Below are 24178 nucleotides of genomic sequence, written 5' to 3'. Positions count from 1 at the left end.
AAGGATGATTATCAGGTTTCTAGATTCCAAACCCCAGTGCCAGTTGCTGCAATATGATTAACATTCCCTTGTAATAATTTACTGCCAACGTTAATCGATGATTGTGGGCGGCTAACTAAATAACCTTGTACACAGCGGATACCCATGCGCTTTACAAGCTCAAACTGAGCAATTTCTTCAACCCCTTCAGCGACAATTTTAAGCCCTAATTTAGTACCTAACTCACTGATAGAATTTAAAATTTCGTTGTATTTTGGGTTTTCATTCGCTTGCGCGATAAACAGTCGATCAATTTTTATCACATCAATAGGTAAATCAGCTAATGTGCTTAGAGAACTAAAGCCTGTGCCGAAGTCATCAATGGCAATGGTGACGCCTTCTTTACGCAGTTTTTCAAGTTCATTAATAATGGTATCGCTTGCTGTGATCAAGGTTGATTCGGTAATTTCTAACATCAAAGAACTTGGTGGTAGCCCTGTTTTAGCGAGTTTTTTCATGACCCACTCATGAATAGGGCGATGTTTGAGCTGAATACCAGAGACGTTTACTGATATTTTTACTTTGCGCATACCTGCGTTATGCCATGCAGCCATTTGCCGGCATGATTCAAGCATTATCCAGTCACCGAGTTCTAAAATTAGGTTTGACTCTTCCGCAATGGGAATAAACTCAACGGGTGAGATTGCCCCTTCAACAGGGTGATCCCAACGGACTAACGCTTCGAAATAATCTATCGCGCAGTCTTCTACATGGACAATGGGCTGAAATGATAAATGGAAATTATGACACGCAATGGCTAAACGTAGCTCTTCTAATAAGTAATGATAGCGACGCATTTTATTACCCATTTCAGGCGAGTAGACTTTAAAAATACCACGGCCATCAGTCTTTGCACGGTACATGGCAACATCGGCCATTTGTAAAAGTGCATGGGGCGTAGAGGCGCTTTCTGGATACACTGCGATACCGACACTGGCGCTAATTTTTATCAGCTTATTACCGAGTACAAAATCACGTTCTATCTCATTTAGTACATGCTGCGCTACATCTAAGCTTTTAGAGTCAACATCGATATTATTGATAAAAATGGAGAACTCATCGCCACCTAAGCGTGCTAAGTTTTGCTCTAACAAGCTCGTTGGGTTGATATCGTTAAGTTTATGATGGCGCAACACGCAGGCAAGGCGCTCTGCAACTTGGATCAGTACTTCATCGCCAAAACTATGACCAAAGGAATCATTGACTTGTTTAAAACCGTCTAAATCGATAAATAGTAACGCACAGTGGATCTTTTTTAATTCAGCACCATTAAGTTGCCTATCAAGGTGCTCAATGTAAGCATGACGGTCAATTAATAGGGTGAGTTTGTCTTGGCTGATGCTAGTTTGAGTTTCGCGAGCATAGTTTGTAACGTGAGTGGTTAACGCATTAATTGCCTGACTTAGGCGAGTAACTTCTGTTGCGTGATCTAAATCAGGAAGCTGAATATTAAACGAGTCGATTACTTTCTGGGTTTGTAAATTTAGCTGGGCAATTAATTGTTTTTCACGTTTGCTATTTAACTGCTTACCTAGATACCAAGTAAAAAATAAACCAATTAAAATCAATAAAATAAAATTGGCAGGTGACAAAATCGTGGCACTTATCAGTGCTGCTGCTGGCGCGGTAATAAATTGTGTTTCTGTTACTTTGATGAGTAGGTAATCGGTTCCATCTTTACTGATTACATTATGGCCGCTTAAAATTGGGTTGTACCAAGCGGGCATTGAAAGCTCTGTGGTGGCGGTATCAAATGCTCTGATCGCAATACTCGATTGCTGCGGATTAATAGTATTGACTTGGTTTGTTAATAATATATTCATGCCATAACAAAAAACAATGATAGCAATAAAGGTAATACTGAGTAAGCGAAAAAGTTTAGTCATTCCATTAAACCATTTTATCCCAATTATATGAGTTTATTATTAGGTACTGCCCATTTTTGTCAGTATATAGTTTGTCAGACTAACTAACAAAACATTTCTTTAACAATAGCTTTGTAAAAGGAACATCTATTTTTATAAACGCCATCAGCTCAGGGACTATCGAGTGTTTACTCAACTTAAGTATTAAATTAATTCACTTTACCCCTGCTTATTTATTAACTACTTTATAGTTTAAAATTCAGACAGTCAGTAAAACTTGGTTTAGTTCTTGCTCCTATTTTAGTTGCTTATAACTAGGTGAGTATTTCGTAATTTTCTTGCACGATTTAGGTGCAGTATTTATTTCATTGCACTGTCATAAAGCATCAATATAACTTTGTTTAACTAAACAAATGTTATAAATACACTATAACCCCCTGCATATGTTGAGTAGTTGAGCACGGCACGGTGGCAAGGATTAATTAACCTTAAGGTTTATTTGGAGCCCGCTATGTTAAGTAAACGATTTTTTAAAACTAAAGATGAAGCTGAAGTTACCTTTGAATTCCAGCACCCTCAGGCAGATCACGTGCAGTTAGTTGCTGAATTTACCGATTGGCAGCCTGTGGCTATGAAATTTAATAAAAAAGAGCAGTGCTTTAAACTCAAGCAGCGTTTACCCAATGATCAACAGTTTCATTTTCGCTATTTAGTTAATGGGACTATTTGGGATAACGATCATCACGCTGACGGATACATTGCAAACAGCTTTGGCACAGAAAATAGTATAGTTAATACACAACGTATTTAAGGCGCGGTTAATGGAGTCACTTTCACAGCTGTTTTATCTACACGGTATTGGCTATGAATACACTAAATATAACGGTGAACATGTTGTTTTTAGTAATGAAACCCGCAGTGCTGCACTAAGTTGCTGCGGTGTCGATGTCACGGACAAGACACAAATAGATCACCTTAATATTCTGTTAGACGCGAATAAGTGGTTACAACTGGTACCAAATTGCAGTTTAGTAAGCGCTGAGCAACCCGCTGTTAAAGTACGAGTCGATAAGCGTATGTTAGCGCTGCAATGCACAGTTTCTTTTACTACTATCGATTTACCGAGTGTCACACACTCATTGGCAGATCTACACTGTTGTGGTGATTATGTTTTTAATGAAATCACTTACCTAGAGCTGATTTTTCCTTTGCCCGCTTTGCCAATTGGCTATCTTGATGCGACTGTGCAGGTGGCTGATACTACACAGCAAACTCAGTTGTGGGTGACACCAAAACATAGCTATCAAGTCGGTGATGAAAAACAAACCGGATTGTCTATTCAACTTTATAGTTTAAAAAATAAAGCTGAGCTAGGAGTCGGGGATTTTGCTGATTTATTAGCGTTGGTGGAGCAAGCTGGGCAGCAGCAGTTGGACTATATTTTATTAAACCCACTGCATTTATTATTTTGTCAGCAACCAGAGCGAGCTAGCCCGTACAGCCCCAATAGCCGTGCATTATTAAATCCGCTTTATATCGCTATTAATTTATGTGCAGATAGCACAAATAATATTGAGCTTGAGCATTACTTACAAAGCGCTGCTACAAGCGAATTTAAACAACGTATACAAGACTTACAATATATTGATTACAGCGACGTAAATCAGTTTAAGTATGCTGCATTTAAGTTACTGTACCAGCATTTTAAAAACCATGGCAGCGAGCAACGCAAACAGCATTTTAGTGATTTCTGTCAGCTGCATGAAGCAACACTTGCGACATTAAAAGTCAATGACACTGAATTTGCTAATTACTTGCAGTGGCAAGCACATGTGCAATTAAAACAGTGCCAAACCAGTGCCAGAGATCATGGTATGAACATCGGGCTGATCAATGATTTAGCGGTGGGTTGCGCCGGTGACGGCAGTGAGTTTTTGAATCAACAGTCCTTATTTACTGATTCAGCTTATGTCGGCGCGCCACCGGATCCTTGGGCTGAGCAAGGTCAAAATTGGGGATTACCTGCACTTAATCCAATTAAACTCAGTGATAACAATTTTAGTTACTACAAAGCGCTAATACGTGCCAATATGGAAAACGTTGGCGGCTTACGTATAGATCACGTTATGGCAATTCGTCGCTTATGGTGGTGCTTTGAAAACCAACAGCAACAAGATGGCTGTTATGTTTATTATCCTTTTGACTATTTATTGGCCATACTCACTATTGAATCTCATTTGAATCAGTGTATTGTCATTGGAGAAGATCTTGGCGTGGTGCCACCAGAAGTGAAAACCGCGCTTGCAGACAAAGCAATTTTTTCAAACGGGTTATTTTATTTTGAAAAAGATTTTCACGGTGAGTTTTTAACAGCGCAGTCATTTCCTGCTCAATCATTATTAATGGTTGCTAATCACGATGTACCGCCTTTCTTCGGCTGGTGGCAAGGGTTTGATCTTACTTTAAAGCATGAATATCAGTTGCTAGACGAGCAGCAGCTTGCCCAACTGCAAACAGAACGAAAAATTGAAAAACAACGATTACTGCGCTTTCTGTCAAGCTGTGAAGAGCACTCATTCTCGCTAGACAGCCCGGCAGAAGATGTATATCAAGCAGTAACATTAGGCTTAGCGCATGCACCTGCGCGGTTATTTACAATTCAGTTAGATGACTTAGATGAGCAAACGTTACCAGTTAACATTCCGGGTACAGATCAAGAGTACCCGAATTGGCGTCGGGTATTATCGCATTCAAGTGAGCATATTTTAGCGCGCCATAGTGCACTGCTCAGTGCTATTAATTCCATAAGGACTAATTAAATGAACAGTCTTGTTCGTAAAACTGCAAAGTTACAGCACTATGAGCAACAAGTTGATGCGTTAAAGCGTGGCTGCTTTAAAGACCCATTTAGTTTTTTAGGGTTACATGCAATTTCAGATACCGACAGTGAGATCCGCTGTTACATGCCAGGCGCCACAAATTTAAGTATAAAACTGGCAAAGCAAACACTTAGTTGTACACGTTACCCTGACTCTGATTTATTCATTTTACAACTGAGCAATAAGGCAATCTCGGCATATAAATTAGTGGTTGATTACAGTGACTGTCAGCTTACTTGTGAAGATGTTTATCGCTTTGAAAGTAGCCTTGATAACAGCGCCATGTATTTATTTAATGAAGGTACATTGGAGCATGCTTATCGTCATCTTGGAGCCCATTTTATTGAATTATCGGCTGTTCAAGGTGTCCGTTTTAGTGTTTGGGCGCCCAATGCAAGTAGCGTTTCGGTAATTGGTGAGTTTAATCATTGGCAGCGTAACCAGCATTTTATGCGATTTAACCCCGCTTCAGGGGTATGGGATCTATTTATTCCAGCGCTGACACAAGGGCAATGTTATAAATTTTCGATCACCACACTCAGCGGTGAAATCCTTGAAAAAGCAGACCCATTTGCATTTAAAATGCAGCAAGCACCAGGCACCGCTTCGGTATTACAAACGCGCCCTGCAGCGATTGAATTGACTGATAAAATGCGCACTCAAAGGACAAAGCGCAATGCAGTTGATGCGCCGATCAGTATTTACGAAGTGCATTTAGGCTCTTGGCAACGCGAAGCGGGGGACCGTTACTTAAATTATCAAGAGTTAGCACAGCGGCTAATTAGCTATGTAATCGAACATGGTTTTACTCATATTCAACTTATGCCGATCAGCGAATTCCCCTTTGATGGCTCGTGGGGATATCAGCCTGTTGGTTTATTTGCACCAACTAGTCGCTTTGGTGGTTTGGAAGATTTTCGCTATTTTGTAGAGCAATGTCACCTAGCAAATATTGGCTTGTTGATCGACTGGGTGCCAGGGCATTTCCCAAGTGATCCTCACGGCTTACATCGCTTTGATGGCACGCACCTATTTGAGCATGCCGATGCGCGACAAGGTTTTCATCCTGATTGGAATACTTATATTTACAATTATGATCGCCCAGAAGTGCGAAGTTTCCTGGTCGCAAATGCGATGTATTGGTTGCAAGAGTTTGCTATTGATGGCTTACGTGTCGATGCCGTGGCATCTATGCTATACCTGGATTATAGTCGCAAAGAAGGTCAGTGGATCCCTAATAAATATGGTGGCCGTGAGAACTTAGGGGCCATTGAGTGCTTAAAACAAGTGAACTTACGTAGCTATGCTAATAACCCTGGGATCATGATGGTAGCTGAAGAATCGACCGCGTGGCCCGGTGTTACGCGCCAAGTGGATCATGATGGTTTAGGGTTTGGTTATAAGTGGAATATGGGCTGGATGAATGACAGTTTACACTATATGCAACGCGATCCATTGTATCGTCAGCACCACCATCATGAATTAACATTTTCCATGGTGTATGCCTACAGCGAAAATTATATATTGCCATTAAGTCATGATGAAGTCGTACACGGTAAAGGCTCTTTAATTGAAAAAATGCCGGGTGACGATTGGCAAAAATTTGCCAATCTCCGTGCTTACTACGCCTTTATGTGGGCGCATCCTGGTAAAAAACTTCTGTTTATGGGCAGCGAAATAGCACAACGAAATGAATGGAACCACGATCAATCAATTGATTGGCACTTACTAGAACATTTATCCCATCAAGGTGTGCAGCGAACCATTACCTTGCTTAATAATGTTTACTGTAATGAAGGGGCGCTGCATCAGTTGGACACTGATCCTGCGGGGTTTAGTTGGATAGATAACCAAAATGCCCAGCAGAGTATTTTTAGCTTTATTCGTTTTGCTAAAAAAGCCAGTAATTATGTGGTTGTGATCAGCAATTTAACGCCGGCTGTTTATCATGATTACTGTATTGGTGTGCCAACCGCTGGTGAGTTTGAAGTCATTTTAAATACAGATGATGAGCAACTCTTTGGCTCTGGCGTTCGTGTTTTTTCGCACGCTAATAAAACAATCTCAACTCAACCAATGGCAAGTCATGGCCAGCAACACAGCCTGAAAATCTCATTACCCGCGCTTGCGACCGTTTACTTAAAAAGGGTGCCTGATGAGTCTATCAATTGAATTAAATAAAGGACATGTTTCGCCACTTGGTGCCAGTGTAGTCGAAGCCGGTGTTAATTTTGCTGTTTATGCCCCTTTGGCTAAACAGCTGTATGTGTGTTTATTTGATGCCAGCGGCCACACTGAAGTTTTAAAGTTGGCTATGAATAATAATGAAGGTGGTATATGGAGTTTGCATATTGCACCGCTTGCCGTAGGCACATTATATGGCTATCGAGCTGATGGTGAATATCAACCGAAAAAAGGACTGTTTTTTAATAGTCAAAAACTGTTAATTGACCCTTATGCAAAAGATCTGTTTGGTGAATTTACATGGAGTGAGCGCCATTATGGACAAATGCCAATAGGTACTTTAAGTACGGTAAACAACGCTATTGATATTCCTAAATCTAAAGTGGCTCAGATACTGCCTTATCAAGGTAAAAAACCACAACATAGTTGGGGTAAAACCGTTATTTACGAATGCCACGTAAAAGGTGCAACGGCTCGTCACCCAAATATTCCGGCTCAGTTACAAGGGACTTATTTAGGCTTAAGCCACCCAAGTTTTATTGAGCACTTACGCACACTCGGTATTACTACATTAGAATTATTACCTGTACATAGTTTTATTAGCGAACAGTTTTTAACCGCCAAAGGACTGCAAAACTACTGGGGATACAATACGTTAAACTTTTTTACCCCCCATAAAGAATACCTAGTAACTGATGAAATTGCTGAGTTTCAACAAATGGTCACTAAGTTACATGAAGCGGGTATCGAAGTTATTTTAGATGTGGTGTATAACCATACTGCTGAGGCGGGTAGTGATGGCCCTATTTTGTCTTGGCGTGGTTTAAATAACCCAGGTTTCTACCGTACTTTAAATGATGATCCTGCGGTCTATATAAATGATACGGGCTGCGGTAATACCTTAAATATTGACGACCCCTTTAGTTTAAAAATGGTCCTTGATAGCCTGCGTTATTGGGTGGAAATAATGGGCGTAGATGGCTTTAGGTTTGACCTTGCCACCATTTTAGGACGCACGGCACATGGTTTTAGCCAAGTTCATAGTTTTCTACAAGCGATTAATCAAGATCCAATTCTAAGCCAAGTAAAGCTTATCGCAGAGCCATGGGATATCGGCCCTGGTGGTTATCAGCTCGGTGCTTTCCCAGCGCCGTGGCGAGAGTGGAATGACAAATACCGCGATGTTGTTCGGCGTTTTTGGCAAGGCCAAAACAATATGTTGGCTGAGCTTGCAAAACGCCTGCATGGCTCATTTGATTTATTTGATCATAATCACCGAGGGCCACTCAATAGCATTAATTTTATTACCAGTCATGACGGCTTCACATTAACTGACTTGGTCAGCTACGAACAAAAGCATAATGAGGCTAATGGCGAACACAATCGCGATGGTCATAGTGCTAACTACTCATTTAATTGCGGCTTTGAAGGCTTTACTGATGATATCAAAATTGCCGCCTTGCGGTTGCAGCAACAAAAAAACTTGTTATTGACCTTACTGCTTTCGAAAGGGGTACCGATGCTCTCATCTGGCAGTGAAATGGGGCATTCACAAGGCGGTAATAACAATGCGTATTGTCAAAATAACCGTACTGGTTGGCTGGCATGGAAAGACTCACAACGTAGTCACAGCCTAACTCGCTTTATAGATGATGTATTAAGTATCAGAAAACAGCATTGTGTATTCAAACACAGTGTATTTTTACATGACTCAGACAAACGTTTCGCCGTTGATTGGTATACCGAGCAAAGTAAAGCGATGCAAGAAAGTGACTGGCATGATGGCTCGAAACAATTTTTGATGTATAGCTTAAAAGATACTCAGTTGAATACCGCTTTACTGATTATTTTAAATGCCAGTAACGTGGCGGTGAAGTGCCAGTTACCAGTGCTTGAAGGTGCAGCTGCATGGTGCTTAGCGCTTAGCAGCGTTGATCAAGCAGAGCTTAAGAATAAAGAACAGTTTGAGGTTGCTGCACAAAGCAGTTGGGTTTTTACCGCTAATTTAGAGGATCAAGGAAATGGCTAATAACAGTGAACAAATGTGTGTTGCAAAAAGCTGGCAAGATGCCCCTTTAATCGATGAAAGTACGCTTGAAGATGATTTGTCGCGGCACTTTTATTATACCCTTGGTCGGGATAAAGTAGGAAAATCGCAACTGTATTTATATAACGCCTTAGCGCTGACTATCCGCGATAGATTAGTCGCCCGTTGTCGAGCAACAAAGCAACAAATACACAGTGAAAAGCGCCGAAAAGCCGCGTATATCTCATTGGAATTTTTAATGGGGCGGGCACTTGGCAATGCTATTTTAAACTTAGATTTAGATGAGCAAGTAAAACAGGCACTCAATACTTACTGTGCTCAAGTAGAAGATGTTGCCGCAGCAGAGCACGATGCAGGGCTTGGAAACGGTGGCTTAGGACGATTAGCAGCCTGCTTTTTAGATAGTTGTGCAAGCTTAGCATTACCAGTTACCGGTTATGGCATTCGTTATGAATATGGCATGTTCAATCAATCAATTGAAAATGGTCATCAAATTGAACAGCCTGATAATTGGTTACGTGAAGGTCACCCGTGGGAACTCAGTGCACCAGAGCAAGCCAAGCGAGTTAAGTTTTTTGGCCATGTTGAGAGCTATACCGATAAACACGGCCGGGTTCATCGCCAATGGTTAGATACTGAAGATGTATTAGCTGTGCCTTATGATGTGCCAATTCCAGGCTATAAAAATGATATCGTCAATACGTTACGACTTTGGAAATCAGAAGCCACCGATGAGTTTGATTTAGGGGAATTTAATGCCGGTAGTTACTCCGAGGCTGTGGCACATAAAAACCTTGCTGAACAAATTACCATGGTACTTTATCCAAATGACAGCAGTGAAAATGGCAAAGAGCTGCGCCTAAGACAGCAATATTTTTTATCTTCAGCAAGTTTGCAAGATATCGTCGGTGTGTGGGTTTCACAACACGGCGAAGATTTTAGCGACTTTGCTGAGTATCATGTTTTTCAACTCAACGATACTCACCCTAGTATTGCGGTTGCAGAATTAATGCGCCTGCTGATTGATGATTATGACTTAGATTGGGACGCTGCATGGCAGATCACCACAAGTACCATGGCCTATACTAATCACACCTTACTTCCCGAAGCCTTAGAAAAATGGTCCGTATCGTTATTCGCGCGGTTACTACCACGTATTTTAGAAATCATTTATGAGATAAACGCGCGTTTTCTAGCGCAAGTAGCACTGGCATGGCCTGGCGATGTTGCAAAACAACAAGCCTTGTCGCTTATCGAAGAAGGCCATGATCCACAAGTAAGAATGGCGTATTTAGCCATTGTTGGCAGCTTTTCAGTCAACGGTGTTGCCGCACTACACACGGAATTACTTAAAGATGGTTTATTTAAAACCTTTTATGAGTTGTGGCCAGAAAAATTCAACAATAAAACCAATGGCGTTACGCCGCGCCGCTGGATAGCTCACTGTAATCCAAAACTCACTCAGTTGATTGGTGAAAAAATAGGTCAAGATTGGGTCGGTGATTTTGCGCAAATTAGTCAATTACGCCGTTATTTTGATGACGTTAATTTTCACCAGCAATGGCAACAGGTTAAGCTTGAAAACAAACAACGTTTAGTGGATTTAGTGAAAACACGATGCGGCGTTGAATTTGATACTAGTATGTTATTTGACGTGCAAGTAAAACGTATTCACGAGTACAAGCGGCAATTATTAAACGTGCTGCATGTGATCCATTTATATGATCGCATTCGCCGTGGTGACACGGAAAACCTGGTGCCACGTTGTGTGTTATTAGGTGGCAAAGCGGCACCGGGTTATTACATGGCAAAGCGTATTATTAAGCTTATCAATAATGTAGCGGATGTGATCAATAAAGATCCATTGGCGCAGCCGTTCTTAAGGGTTGCGTTTTTACCCAATTATAATGTCACAGCAATGGAAACGATTTGTCCTGCAACGGATTTATCAGAGCAAATTTCAACCGCGGGTAAAGAAGCGTCAGGCACCGGAAACATGAAGTTTATGATGAATGGCGCGCTGACGATTGGCACTTTAGATGGCGCAAATATAGAGATTCGTGATGCCGTTGGCGCAGATAACTTCTTTTTATTTGGCGCGCAAGCAGAGCAGGTTGAAAGTATCAAGCAAAGCTACAATCCGCTGCATATTATTCATAGCACCCCTGATTTACTTAATGTGATGCAGCTATTGGAAAGCGGCCACTTTAATTTATTTGAACCTGGTTTATTTGACGACATTATTGGCGCAATCAAAAGTCCCCACGATCCTTGGTTAGTTGCCCATGATTTTGACAGCTTTGTTCAAGCACAGCGGACTGTTGAGCACGCCTACCAAGATCAACAACACTGGACGCAAATGAGTATTTTAAATACCGCAGCCAGTGGGGTTTTTTCAAGTGATAGAACGATTGGCCAATACAGTGATGATATTTGGCATTTACAAGCATTAACAACATCTAAAATGGCCGACACAGCCACTAATAGCACAGATTAATACGGAGATAATTATGCCAAGTTATGCAAATCGCTACATAAGTAGTCTTACACGGGAAACCTATGCACTCATTTTAGCGGGTGGGCGCGGATCACGTTTACATGAATTAACTAATTGGCGGGCAAAACCTGCGGTCTATTTTGGTGGTAAACATCGTATTATCGATTTCCCGCTATCAAACTGTATTAATTCAGGTATTCGCCGTGTCGGGATCGCCACTCAATACAAGTCTCACTCGTTAATTCGCCATGTTAATCGCGCCTGGGGCCACTTTAAAAAAGAGTTGGGTGAGTCTGTTGAAATTTTACCAGCATCACAACGCTATGGTGACGAGTGGTATTGTGGTACCGCCGATGCGGTGTTTCAAAATATGGATATCATCCGCCATGAGCTACCCAAATATGTGATGATTTTATCTGGCGATCACGTCTATCGTATGGATTACGGTGCGTTATTAGCGAAACATGTTGAAACCGGTGCTGATATGACAGTGTGCTGTATTGAAGTACCGTGCGAAGAAGCAGCCGATACCTTTGGTGTTATGACGGTCGATGAAGCTAAACGTGTGAAACGCTTTGATGAAAAGCCGAAAATGCCAAGTTCAATACCAGGTAAGCCGGGAACATGTTTAGCATCAATGGGAAATTACGTTTTTAATACCGATTTTTTATTTGAACAGTTGAAAAAAGACGCTGAAAATGAAGGCTCAGGCCGTGATTTTGGTCATGATATAATTCCAGCGATCATTGAAGAGCATAATGTATTTGCGTTCCCATTTCGTGATCCAGGCCATGAAGGACAACCTTATTGGCGTGATGTAGGTACGCTGGATTCATTTTGGGAAGCTAATATGGAGCTGGTAATGCCAGAGCCACAGTTAGATTTATATGATCCAACCTGGCCTATTTGGACTTATCAGGAGCAACTGCCACCGGCAAAATTTATTTTTGACAATGACGATAGACGTGGCATGGCTGTTGATTCGACGGTATCGGGCGGCTGTATTATTTCAGGCTCGGTGGTGAGAAAATCATTATTGTTCTCAAATGTTCATATTCGCTCATACTGCGTAATCGAAGAATCGGTGATATTACCGGGTGCAATTATTCAACGTAATTGCCGTATTCGCCGTGCTATTATTGACCGTAGTTGTGAAGTGCCAGCCGGTGTTGAAATTGGCTATGATCGTAAAGCAGATGAAGAAAATGGCTTTAGAGTATCGAAAAAAGGTATTGTGTTAGTAACTCGTGAAATGCTCACTGAGCTTTCAAAAAAGCTTGAGCGCCTAGAACGTGAGAGCAAGCAATTGGCCTGAAGTTTAAACAGCAGTAGGAAACAAGAAAAAGATGCATGTATTAATGGTTGCGGCCGAAAATGACGCTTTACCAAATGCCAAGGTCGGCGGCGTTGCTGATGTACTAAGGGATTGCCCAAAAGCATTGGTAGAGCAAGGCTTAACCGTCGATGTGGTTATTCCTGATTACGGTTTTAGTGCACTAGAGCGAATACAACTAGGTACTGTAGAGGTACCATTTGCAGGCAGTATCCACTCAGTTCAAGTGTGGCAAGTGTATGTAGGGCAACAACAGGTGAGGCAAATTGTGTTATCGCACTCATTATTTAGCCAACACAATGGTGACGTGTACTGCAACGATGATGGAGACCGGCCGTTTGCTACCGATGCGACTAAGTTTGCGTTATTTAATGCAAGCTTATGTGAGGCATTGTTAAAAGGTGTGATCACCCGCCCTGATGTATTGCATTTGCATGATTGGCACAGTGCCTGTGTGGCAGTGCTATTAAAATTTGACCAGCGGTTTGCATCTTTTTCTTCTTTACGTACCGTGTATACGGTGCACAATATTGCGTTGCAAGGAATACGGCCATTTAAGGGCGACAACTCAAGCCTAGAGGCATGGTTTCCTGCATTAAGCTATAACGGTGAATTGCTGTGTGATCCGCGTTATCCGCATTGCTTTAACCCGGTGCGCAGCGCAATTAATTTAGTCGATAAAATACATTTAGTCTCGCCAACTTACGCGCAAGAAGTATTGCAAGCCAGCCAGCCGCATAATGGCTACTTTGGTGGAGAGGGCTTAGAGCAAGATTTAAAGCATGCCAGTGCGAAGAATAAACTGGTAGGTATATTAAATGGCTGCGAATACAACATCGACAAACAACTCGCAAATAGTCAGTTAGCCGATCTTTACGCTGCAATAGAGCAGGCTTTATTTGCTTGGATGGCAAGCAAAGTCACCTTACAAAGTGGCTATTATATTGCTCATCAACGGTTGCTAAAATTTATTCAACAACCTGTTAGCGGGCCTTTAGTAACAAGTGTAGGGCGCCTGACTGACCAAAAAGCTTTGTTGCTGCGCCAGCCTTATCAAAATCAGTATGTACTAGATGAACTTTGCCAAAAATTAGCTGAGCAGCAAGGGCGAATGATTATTTTAGGCTCGGGTGATCCTACACTTGAAAACATCATGACAGCTGCGATGGCACGTAATAGTAATCTGCTATTTTTAAAAGGCTATGGTAATAATGTTGGCGATTTACTGTATGAATTAGGGGATTTGTTCTTAATGCCAAGTTCTTTTGAGCCGTGTGGTATTAGCCAAATGCTTGCTATGCGAGCAGGTCAACCATGTTTAGTACACCAAGTTGGCGGCTTGAACGATACCATTACAGATTTAAAAAATGGCTTTAGCTTTTGTGGTGACACGTTACAAATGCAAAGTGAAGCTTTGGTAAGGTGTTTTGAAAATGCCTTAACAGTGAGGCGAGAGCAGCCAAAACTGTGGCAGAAAATTACTTCTAATGCAAAGGCAGCTCGTTTTACTTGGTCACAGGTAGCAAAGGATTATCTAGGTAAACTTTATAATTAATACTGCTATTTATCATCTTACTAGCTATAATGTACTGCAATAACATTATATATTAGTTACTTAGTACTGGTTTTTCTAGGCAATGACCAGTGACTGAGTTTAAGGGTGAATAAGTGCAAGTATTTGTTGCGCGCCAAGCAATTTTTAACCGTCGCCAGCATGTTGTTGCCTACGAGTTATTGTTTCGTAATAGTACCGACAATTACTTTCCAGATATTGAAGAAAGTGTTGCGACCGCCAAGCTGATTATGGAAAATCAGCTTAATTTTGGCACCCGTCATATAACGTCAGGCAAAAAAGCACTCATTAATATTGGCCCTGATTCGTTGAAAATGGACTTATGTGCTTTTTTACCATCACAAGATGTGGTCCTAGAACTGTTAGAAACAATTGAACCAACTGAAGAAAATTACCAACTATGTCGTGCACTGTTTCATAAAAACTTTGTGTTAGCACTTGATGATTTTGTCTATGAACCAAAGTGGGAAAGGTTTTTAAAACTAATAAAACTCATTAAGTTTGATATTCAAATCACCCCATTACAGCAAATTGCACCGCTGATAAAAAAGCTAAGAAAATACAATAAATTAAAGCTGTTAGCTGAGAAAATAGAAACAATTGATGATTTTAAAACGGCTCATAGTATGGGGTTTGATTATTTTCAGGGCTATTTTTTTGCAAAACCCACGGTCATTCAACAAAAAGATATTGATATCAATTATGCACTGGCGTTGACAATTTATGCGCAAGTCATGAAACAAAATCCTGATATCAATGCGATTGCATGTTTGTTTCAATTAGATACGGCGCTGGCATTTAAGTTGTTGAGGTTGATCAACAGTGGTGTGTTTCCTGTACAAAAAGAGATCGAATCACTGAAACAGGCATTGGTTTATTTAGGTCATGATCATATTAAAAAGTTTGTTAGTTTGATCATCACCGCCCATGTTGCGCAAACCAAGCCCTGCGAATTAATAAAAATGTGTATTATCCGTGCTAGGTTTTGTGAGTTAATTGCGAAAAAAGTTGCGCCCAGCGAAGCCAACAGTGCTTTTTTAACCGGATTATTTTCACTGTTAGATGCGATTCTAGATAGACCCATGGAGCAGCTACTAACACGTTTACCGTTTCCGGACTCAATCAAAACGGCCTTAATGCAAGAGAAAAATACTTTATATTATATTCTCGAAACAGTGAAAGCCTATGAATCTGGTAGTTGGTGGGCAATGGAACAGGCAGTTGTATTTATTAATATAAACAGTGATTTACTACCAAAACTTTATCGAGATGCGTTAGACTGGTCAAACACCCACCAGTACAATTAATAGAGTAGAGCAATTAATGCGCAATCAAAATATGGATATTACTCGCGGCCTTGCTGTACTTGGTTTAATGTACATGAACGCCTATTTCTTCGGTTTGTTTGAGTTTGGTTATGTAGCATTAACTAACCCGCCACTTTCTGATCATATTATTCAATGGATCAGTCTAATTTTTGTTGATGGCCGCTTTCGTAGCTTATTTTGTATATTGTTTGGCGCTGGTTTATATATTCAATGGCAGCGCTGGCAACAAACGCATAAGATCACACAGCGCTTAAAAATATTAGCGGTATTTGGTTTATTACATGGTTTTTTACTGTGGGCTGGGGATATTTTACTGATCTATGCGTGTGCAGGCTGGCTGGTGTTAAAGTACCTTGATGCAAGCGATGAGCTGTTGCTCAAACGCGGCTGGCAGTTTTTACTATTAGCCATGGGGATCACCGTATTAATCACTCTCATCGAACCGCATATCAGTCACGTTAGAGATTCAGCTGAGTTTATTGCAATTTATAATGAGCATCATGGCTCTGTAATCGACATGTTTGCCAACAATAGTGCTCTGTTTCTGGTGATGATAATTGTAATTCCGCTGATAACTTTATGGATGACTGCAGGATTAATGCTATTCGGTATTTATGGCTACAAAAATAACTTTTTTGTAACCGGCTTAGCGAAATTATGGCCACGTAGAGTGCTGCTTATTGCGATACTATTAAGCGCTATCAGAATTAGTTTTGAGTATCAATCCAGCCCGTTAATTATGGCTTTAAAAGAACCGGTAAATTGGTTAGCCGCCTTATTTACAGCACTTTTAATGATCCATATGGTGGTTACTCTAACGACTAAGTACGGTTTTCGTTTTAAAGCCTTGCAGTGCTCGGGAAAGCTCGCATTGACTTTATATATAATGCAGACAGTTTGTTTACTATTGTTGTTCAAAGTGTTTTTTCCGCATTGGATCCTAAGCTTCAACCGTATTGAGTACTGGCTACTTGTGAGCTTACTTGTTCTTGCACAGCTGGTTTTCAGCGTGATTTACCTGCGTTATTTTAAGCAAGGACCACTGGAATTTATTTGGCGAAAGTTAGCACGTTAATTGCTGTTTACCTTTTCAGGTTATTTTTATTACAGACAGGCTTAATAGTCTTGTCTAAATCGCTTTTAATTCCACCTCAAGCTCGTATCTTGAGGTGGTTTGGGTATACAATACGGGCCTTTGAAATTAAGATGAAATGGTAATGACAGATTTAAAACGATTAAATAAATTTATTAGTGACACCGGTTTTTGTTCACGACGCGAAGCGGATAAATATATTGAAGATGGTCGTGTAACTGTCAATGGCCTTCGCCCTGAAATGGGTGTAAAAGTTGCAAGTAGCGATGTTGTTTTAATTGATAATAAACCACTTAAAGCAGTCCCGAAGCGTGCATACATTGCTTACAATAAACCGGTTGGTATTACTTGTACGACAGAGCGTAAAATTCAAAGTAATATTGTTAAAGCGGTTAACTATCCTGACCGTATTTTCCCAATTGGTCGCCTAGATAGACCATCAGAAGGGTTAATATTTTTAACCAACGAAGGCGATATCGTTAATAAAATCCTTCGTGCCGGTAATAACCACGAAAAAGAATATGTAGTGACTGTAGATAAACCATTGAACCGCCAGTTTGTAAATAAAATGGCTGGTGGTATTCCCATCCTTGATACCGTGACTAAAAAGTGTAAAGTCACGCAAACTGGCGCTCAAGAATTTACGATAATTCTTACTCAAGGTTTAAATCGTCAAATTCGTAGAATGTGTGAATATTTAGGCTACGAAGTAGTCACGTTAAAGCGCACGCGTATTATGAACGTGACGCTAAAAGGATTAAAAGTAGGGCAATGGCGCCATTTAACACAGCAAGAAATGGCCTTGATCAATGACTCAATAGCTGATTCTGGTAAAACCGAAGAGTTGTCAGTGGATGAAAACAAACAAGCCGCTAAAGTTAGCACACCTTTGCAAGAGCGAGCACCACGTAAAGATGATGACAAAAAACGTGATTTTTCTAAACATGTAAAAAAAGGCCGCTTTAAGTCTCAACATAGTCAAACCAATAGCAAGCCTGCAAGACGAAACTCTACAACCCGCACAGGTACATTGAGCCTTAAAAAGTAGCGTGTTTTTGCTGTTATTGAAACAAGTAACTTAACCTTTAATCAACAGCAAAGAGCAAAAAATGCGCTCTTCGCTGTAATAAATCTCACCTAATTAGCTTTCGGTACTTCAATTTTGAACAGTACCGTATAGAGTACCGGCACTACGATTAATGTCAGTACTGTAGCAAACCCTAATCCAAACATGATGGTTACAGCCATAGACTGGAAGAACACATCAAATAATAACGGGATCATGCCTAAAATAGTGGTTATGGCAGCCATGGCAACAGGGCGCACACGGCTGACTCCTGAATCAAATACCGCTTGGTATGGGTCTTTGCCTTCACTGAGTTCAAGGTTGATTTGATCGACTAACACAATACCGTTTTTGATCAGCATGCCGCTTAAGCTCAATAGGCCTAATAAAGCCATAAAGCTAAATGCCGCGTTCATTAGTAATAAACCAGCGCTTACACCAATTATGGCAAGCGGTACGGTTGCCCAAATCACTAATGGCTTTTTAACAGAGTTAAATAACAATACAGTGACAGCAAACATTGCTAAATAGCCCAGTGGTAATGAGCCAAAAATGGCTTTTTGCGCTTTAGTGGAAGATTCAAACTCGCCGCCCCATTGCAATTCATAACCGTGGGGAAGGTCAATCGCTTCAACGCCAGCTCTTACTCTAGCAAATAGCTTTGCGGGTGTTTCATCGCCAATGACATCGTGATCAGCCATGACGGTGATTGTGCGTTTACGATCACGGCGCATAATCAGGCTGTCTTCCCACTCTACAACAAAGTCATCCACCACTTGAGTAACGGGCACAAATACACCTAATACTGGGCTGTAGATTTGTAAATCACGAAGACTTTCAACATTCAAGCGTTCTTCAGCAGGGGAGCGGGCTATGATCGGTAATTGTTGAGTGCCATCTTTATAAACGCCCACTTTTTTACCCGATAAACTGGTCAACAACAGTTGATCTAAGTCTGTTTTAGCAATGCCTAAGCGTCGTGCTTTTTGCTCATTCAATTGTGGCCGAATAAGTTTCGAGCGTTCACGCCAATCATCGCGAATATTATACGCCCCAGCATCTTGGCTAAAGACGTGTTTGGCTTGTTTTGCTAATTGGCGAAGCACAACAGGGTCAGCCCCCGAAAAACGTGCTTCTATCTTTGCATCAGTAGAGGGGCCAATTTCCATACGTTTAATTTTAAGTTTGGCATCAAACACATGAGCAGTTTCGTAATCCCGTACTTTGGCAATCATGGTTGCAACGGCTTCACGGTCTTTAACCCGAATGATCAATTGGCCGTACGCTGGATACGATTTTTCGGGCGCGTAGGTCAACATAAAGCGCGGTGCGCCTTGGCCGATTGTTGATGTTACTTCTTCGACCAGCTCATCTTTTTGTAAAAAGGCCTCGAGTTTGGCAACGCCATCTAATGTTGCGTGAATATCAGCGCCTTGCGTATGCCAATAATCAACGTAAAACATCGGGGTGTTAGAGGCTGGAAAGAACGCTTGTTTAATAAACTTGAAACCAAACACGGAACTGACAAGTAGCACCACCATCAGTAATAAAGTGGTTTTACGAAAACGCATTGCAGTGCTTAATAGGCTTTTATAGCAGTTAAATATGATGCCTTGGTATGGATCTTCAGTGTGACTTTGCTCTTTTAACTCAGACTCTTTAAACATGAGATCAGCAAAGAATGGGGTTAGCGTAATTGCAGTGATCCAGCTCAATAATAACGAGATAAATAGCACCCAAAATAGACTTCCCGCAAACTCACCACTGGCATCAGAGCTCAAACCAATTGGTGCAAATGCAGTTATCGCAATCACGGTTGCGCCAAGTAAAGGCCATTTTGTTTGCTGCACAATATTTGTAGCCGCTTGGACTTTTGTTTGCCCTCGTTTTAGGTTTATTAATATACCTTCGGTGACCACGATAGCGTTATCAACCAGCATACCTAAGGCGATGATCAGCGCGCCTAATGAGATACGTTGTAAATCTATGGCGAATAGCTTCATGAATATGAAAGTACCGAGTACGGTAAGTAGTAAAATTGCGCCAATCAGTACACCACTTTTAAACCCCATAAATACCAGTAGTACAATGATCACAATCGCAACAGCTTCGAGCAAACTAACAATAAAGCCACTGACTGATTTTTCTACTTCAACGGGTTGGTTGTATACCGTGTTTATTTCCATGCCATGAGGACGCTGATATTCAAGTGATGCTAAATGCGCGTGGATGTTATCGCCAACATCGACCACATTAACGCCCGTGCTAAAAGAAATACCCACCATTAATGCTTGCTGCTGATTAAAGCGCATTACATTATTCGGCACTTCTGCGTATTCACGGTATACCGTTGCCACATCACCCAAGTAAATAAGCTCACTGGCACCAGGTTTTGAGATCAATAGGTTTTCAAGCTCTTTTACGTTTTTAAATTCGCCCGTTGGGTGTAGCCTGATTGATTCATCACCGACACGTACTTTACCTGCGTTCGATACTGTGTTTTGTGATTGTAATAATTGATAAATTCTATTGGGTGCAATACCTAGTTGGGCCAGTTTTCGGGTTGATATTTCCACCATAACTTGCGCTTGTTGTTCGCCGCTGACAGTCACTTTACTGACTCCTTCAACAAGGACTAGCTCGCGTTTTAAGAAATCCACGTAATCTTTTAATTCATCGTATGAGTAGCCATCACCCGTCACCGCATACATTACGCCGTACACATCACCAAAGTCATCCAAGATAGTACTTGGGTAAACGCCGGTGGGCAGTGTTGCAGCGTTATCGTTAATTTTACGACGTAACTCATCCCAAATTTGTCGTAAGTCTTGTTTGCGATAGGTACTTTTCATTTCAACGGTGATTTGGGATTTACCAGGAGATGAAATACTGGTGACGTAATCAACGTAGGGTAATTGTTGAATTGCATTTTCTATCGGGAAAGTAACTTCTTCTTCCACTTGCTGAGGTGACGCACCGGGGTACAAGGTGATCACCATGGCTTTTTTGAGTGTGAACTCTGGATCTTCAAGTTGTCCAAGGCCAAAATAAGACACCGCACCACCGACTAACAACAGCAGTGCAAACATCCAGCTAACCACTTTTTGTTTAATGGCAATTTCTGCAAAACTCATTGTTATAAGCCTCGCTCTTTTTGCCACGGACGCACTTGCATACCTTCTTCTAAATAATGTACGCCGGCGGCAACCACAGTTTGCCCTTGTTTAATACCTGAGAGCACTTCAATGCCACTGCGGTGCAATTGCCCTACAGCTACAGCTTGCTTATTAACTTTGCCAGTTTCTGGGTCATATACCCAAACATAGCTGTTATTTGCAGACTCAGTGGGTTCAGAAAAAACCGCTTCAACAGGTAATAAAACATACCGAGATTGAGAGTGGGTTATCTTGCTCAAATCTATATCGACACGACCGGTCATACCTGCGAGTAAATTAAAATCCTCTGGGACAGGTAATGAAAAAACCACCTTGTACGTGAGTGTGGCTGGATCGGCTTGTGTATCGAATTCTTTAATTGTTAACGTGTACGATTTATTGGGAAAACCGTCAAATACCACTGTCGGCTGATAATTAGCATCTTTATCTATGCGAGCAATAAGTTTTTCGGGTACTTGGATAATAACATCCATTAAATCACGGGTTTCTAGGCGCAGTATATTTTGCTTGGCTTGAATGTTTTCATAGTTTTTAACAAATACTTTTGCCACGGTGCCACTAAATGGTGCGCGCAATTCACTATTATCTAAGTTTGTTTTCGCTATTTTTAAGGCTGATTCTGCTACCTGTTTATTAGCGAGGGCTTGATCAAGCTCTGACTGACTTGTGATAGATTTATCAAATAGGGTCGCCACGCGCTCTAATTGCGATTGCGCTAATTCAAATCGCGCTTTACGCTCTTCATACTGTAGTTGAAAATCTTCCGGATCGAGCTTTGCAAGGAGTTGACCCTTTTCAACATGTTGACCTGCCAATGCAGGGAACTGTAATAGCTCACCATTGACCCGAAAGGCTAAGTAAGAGCCTTGATTTGCCACCACTTCGGCTGGAAAACTACGAATTGTCTCGTCGGAATTGCTATTTATAGCAAATAATTTTACAGGGCGAATTGGTTGCTCGACCTCTGCATCAGTATTTGCTTCCTTACAAGCGACTAAACTCAGCATTAATGTCGTTATGATTAAAACTGGCGACAGTTTCATGGTCTTCTCCGTGGTTATGAAAACATAAATTGAGTGCAGCATACGCCGCAAACATATAAAATAAAAATTATTAAATTTTAAAAAGATCATAAATAAAATTTATGAAGATTCACGAGAGTCCGCTATGAACCTTGTCCAATTAAAAATGCTTGATGCGATTGTGCGTACCCAAAGCCTTTCAAAAGCGGCGAGTGTATTACATAAATCGCAGCCAGCGTTGACGCTTGCAATCAAAAAGCTTGAAACAGAAATTGGTTTTCAATTGCTCGATCGCAACCAATATCGGTTAGTTTTAACTGAAAAGGGCCGCTTATTTCATCGAGAAGCACAGCTGTTACTCAGCGCGCAATCTCATCTAACACAGCTTGCCAATGAATTAGCGCTCGGCAATGAAGCTAACTTTAAAATTTGTTACGAACAGCTGTGCCATGCGTCAAAGTATAACGATATTATTTGTGATGCTTTTACCCAGTACCAAAGTACAGAGTTTAGCGTAAGCAGTGGAAAACGCTTTGCTTCTTTGGAGCAAGTGAATAAGTCACAGGCTGATTTAGGCATAGGTCCGTGGTTTGATTTATTTCATGCTACAGGGGACTTAGAAAGTATGCCTATTGGAAAGCTCGATATTGGTCTGGTGTGCGCAAATAACTTAATGCCTAAGCAACTTAATTATCAACAGCTTCAGCATTATCCTTGTTTAGCGATGTTTGAAAGCGAGATGAGTTTTGATTCCGAGCGGTTATCTTACTCAAAAGGCTCCGCTATAATGAAAATAGATGACATAGCCACGTTAAAATCATTTTTAATTTCAGGCGCGGGTTGGGCAATGATAAGTTTAGCCCATTGCCAAACTGAGCTCGACTCAGGGTTATTACAACGTGTTGAAATACTCGATAGAGAGCATACTTTTAGTGCTCAAATTAGAGTGTTTAGGCAGTACTCAGTGCATCACGGGCCAGTTGCGCGCGCTATCTGGCAAGGTTTTAAACAAGCAAGTGAACAATTTTTAAATGAATGACAATGAAGCAAGCAAAGAAGATAAGATTTATACCGTGATGGCGAATATACCCTTTGGCTGCGTTGCAAGTTATGGACAAGTCGCGGCAATGGCTGGACTGGCAAGTAATGCGCGTTTGGTGGGGCGATTGTTAAAATTAATGCCCAAAGATTCAGTTATTCCTTGGCATAGAGTGATCAATAGCCAAGGTAAAATATCGTTTCCTGAAGGGTCCCCTCAATACCTTAAGCAATATCAATTATTGCAAAGCGAGGGGATCATCTTTAAAAATGGCAAAGTGAATATGCGCATCTATCGTTGGCAGTAACTAATAAATATATTTGCTGATCGAAATATAATGGCAAACACAGCCCGCAATAACAAAAACATGCCATATAGCGTGACTAAATTGGCGTTGTTTCGCACTATAAAACAGCGTCCCTAGGCTATAAAGAATTCCACCTGCGAGTAACCACCACAGTGCATTGAGCGGCACGTTTAAATACAAAGGATAAATAATAGCCACTGCAAACCAACCCATTAATAAATAGGTGGCTAGTGACACTTTCTTGTTTTGGTTTGTTACGCATAATTTGTAGTACACCCCACCAAGAGCAAGAGACCATATAAATATTAAAGGTAAAATTGCCCACAGCCCACTTAGAGAAAGCACTAAAAATGGAGTGTAAGTACCTGCAATCAATAGATAAATAGCACAGTGATCGCACTTTTTATAGATAGCGCGAGCACGTAGATTAAGACTGCTGTGATAAAGCGTGGACGATAAAAACAACAAAAATAAGCTGGCACCATATATTACAGCACTGAGCGTCTGAGCAGAGCTTTGCGATTTTGTCAGCAACTCCCACAGCACATAGATTGAAAAAATAACCCCAGCTCCGTGTGAAAGCGCATTTAGTTGCTCTTCTTTTGCAGAATAAGCAGGTACAACACTCATAGTGTACTCATCGATAGTAAAAAGTAATTTTCAGTGTACAAGTGTACGCTGAACTTATCAACACTAAATAATAGCCTAAATAGTAGTGGTTTTGACTAAT

General features: G+C 41.0%; 16 protein-coding genes. 12 read left to right on the top strand and 4 right to left on the bottom strand.

Translation table 11 applies throughout. The features are described from left to right. Positions 1-11 precede the first annotated feature (11 nt). A complete protein-coding gene (locus V7783_RS08015) occupies positions 12-1925 on the bottom strand; it encodes a putative bifunctional diguanylate cyclase/phosphodiesterase (protein WP_335678269.1) in 1914 nt (637 codons plus the stop codon). A 490-nt stretch (positions 1926-2415) separates the two neighbouring features. On the opposite strand from V7783_RS08015, the gene V7783_RS08010 reads away from it, so the two are divergent. From V7783_RS08010 to rluF, 10 genes are all read left to right on the top strand, one after another. Further along, positions 2416-2715, top strand: coding sequence for an isoamylase early set domain-containing protein (locus V7783_RS08010; RefSeq protein WP_335678268.1), 300 nt, complete (start codon positions 2416-2418; stop codon positions 2713-2715). Positions 2716-2725: 10 nt separating this feature from the next. Beyond that, complete coding sequence (gene malQ, locus V7783_RS08005; protein WP_335678267.1) at positions 2726-4723, top strand: 4-alpha-glucanotransferase; 1998 nt, start codon at positions 2726-2728, stop codon at positions 4721-4723. Beyond that, a complete protein-coding gene (gene glgB / locus V7783_RS08000; protein ID WP_335678266.1) occupies positions 4724-6955 on the top strand; it encodes a 1,4-alpha-glucan branching protein GlgB in 2232 nt (743 codons plus the stop codon). Further along, a complete protein-coding gene (gene glgX, locus V7783_RS07995; RefSeq protein ID WP_335678265.1) occupies positions 6939-8996 on the top strand; it encodes a glycogen debranching protein GlgX in 2058 nt (685 codons plus the stop codon). Before glgB ends, glgX begins: the two co-directional genes overlap by 17 nt. After that, positions 8989-11511 carry a glycogen/starch/alpha-glucan phosphorylase gene (locus V7783_RS07990; RefSeq protein WP_335678264.1) on the top strand — a complete coding sequence of 841 codons (2523 nt, stop codon included), beginning with the start codon at positions 8989-8991 and terminating at the stop codon, positions 11509-11511. The genes glgX and V7783_RS07990 overlap by 8 nt, the downstream gene beginning before the upstream one ends. 13 nt (positions 11512-11524) lie before the next feature. Next, entirely contained in the window at positions 11525-12826 is a 1302-nt protein-coding gene (gene glgC / locus V7783_RS07985) for a glucose-1-phosphate adenylyltransferase (protein ID WP_064665009.1), read from the top strand. Between the two features lie 31 nt (positions 12827-12857). Next, positions 12858-14399 carry a glycogen synthase gene (locus V7783_RS07980; RefSeq protein WP_335678263.1) on the top strand — a complete coding sequence of 514 codons (1542 nt, stop codon included), beginning with the start codon at positions 12858-12860 and terminating at the stop codon, positions 14397-14399. Between the two features lie 113 nt (positions 14400-14512). Further along, positions 14513-15724, top strand: coding sequence for an EAL and HDOD domain-containing protein (locus V7783_RS07975; RefSeq protein ID WP_335678262.1), 1212 nt, complete (start codon positions 14513-14515; stop codon positions 15722-15724). A gap of 16 nt (positions 15725-15740) precedes the next feature. Beyond that, complete coding sequence (locus V7783_RS07970) at positions 15741-16820, top strand: DUF418 domain-containing protein (protein WP_335678261.1); 1080 nt, start codon at positions 15741-15743, stop codon at positions 16818-16820. Positions 16821-16962: 142 nt separating this feature from the next. Next, positions 16963-17886: a 23S rRNA pseudouridine(2604) synthase RluF gene (gene rluF / locus V7783_RS07965; protein WP_335678260.1), complete on the top strand. Its 924-nt coding sequence runs from the start codon at positions 16963-16965 to the stop codon at positions 17884-17886. 89 nt (positions 17887-17975) lie between these two features. On the opposite strand, the gene V7783_RS07960 is transcribed toward rluF, so the two are convergent. Next, complete coding sequence (locus tag V7783_RS07960; protein WP_335678259.1) at positions 17976-21038, bottom strand: efflux RND transporter permease subunit; 3063 nt, start codon at positions 21036-21038, stop codon at positions 17976-17978. Positions 21039-21040: 2 nt separating this feature from the next. After that, on the bottom strand, positions 21041-22123 hold the full coding sequence (locus V7783_RS07955; RefSeq protein WP_335678258.1) for an efflux RND transporter periplasmic adaptor subunit: 1083 nt from the start codon (positions 22121-22123) through the stop codon (positions 21041-21043). A 124-nt stretch (positions 22124-22247) separates the two neighbouring features. On the opposite strand from V7783_RS07955, the gene V7783_RS07950 reads away from it, so the two are divergent. After that, positions 22248-23141, top strand: a complete 894-nt coding sequence (locus tag V7783_RS07950) for a LysR family transcriptional regulator (RefSeq protein ID WP_335678257.1) — start codon at positions 22248-22250, stop codon at positions 23139-23141. Next, positions 23134-23448, top strand: a complete 315-nt coding sequence (locus tag V7783_RS07945) for an MGMT family protein (RefSeq protein ID WP_335678256.1) — start codon at positions 23134-23136, stop codon at positions 23446-23448. Before V7783_RS07950 ends, V7783_RS07945 begins: the two co-directional genes overlap by 8 nt. Here the strand turns inward: V7783_RS07945 and trhA are convergent, their stop codons facing one another. Further along, complete coding sequence (gene trhA, locus V7783_RS07940) at positions 23449-24078, bottom strand: PAQR family membrane homeostasis protein TrhA (RefSeq protein WP_335678255.1); 630 nt, start codon at positions 24076-24078, stop codon at positions 23449-23451. Positions 24079-24178 lie beyond the last annotated feature (100 nt).

The organism is Pseudoalteromonas sp., from assembly GCF_036960685.1.
In the GTDB taxonomy this organism is placed as follows: domain Bacteria; phylum Pseudomonadota; class Gammaproteobacteria; order Enterobacterales; family Alteromonadaceae; genus Pseudoalteromonas.
The sequence above is the reverse complement of the archived record's forward strand: the minus strand, read 5'-3'. Positions and strand labels throughout refer to the sequence as shown.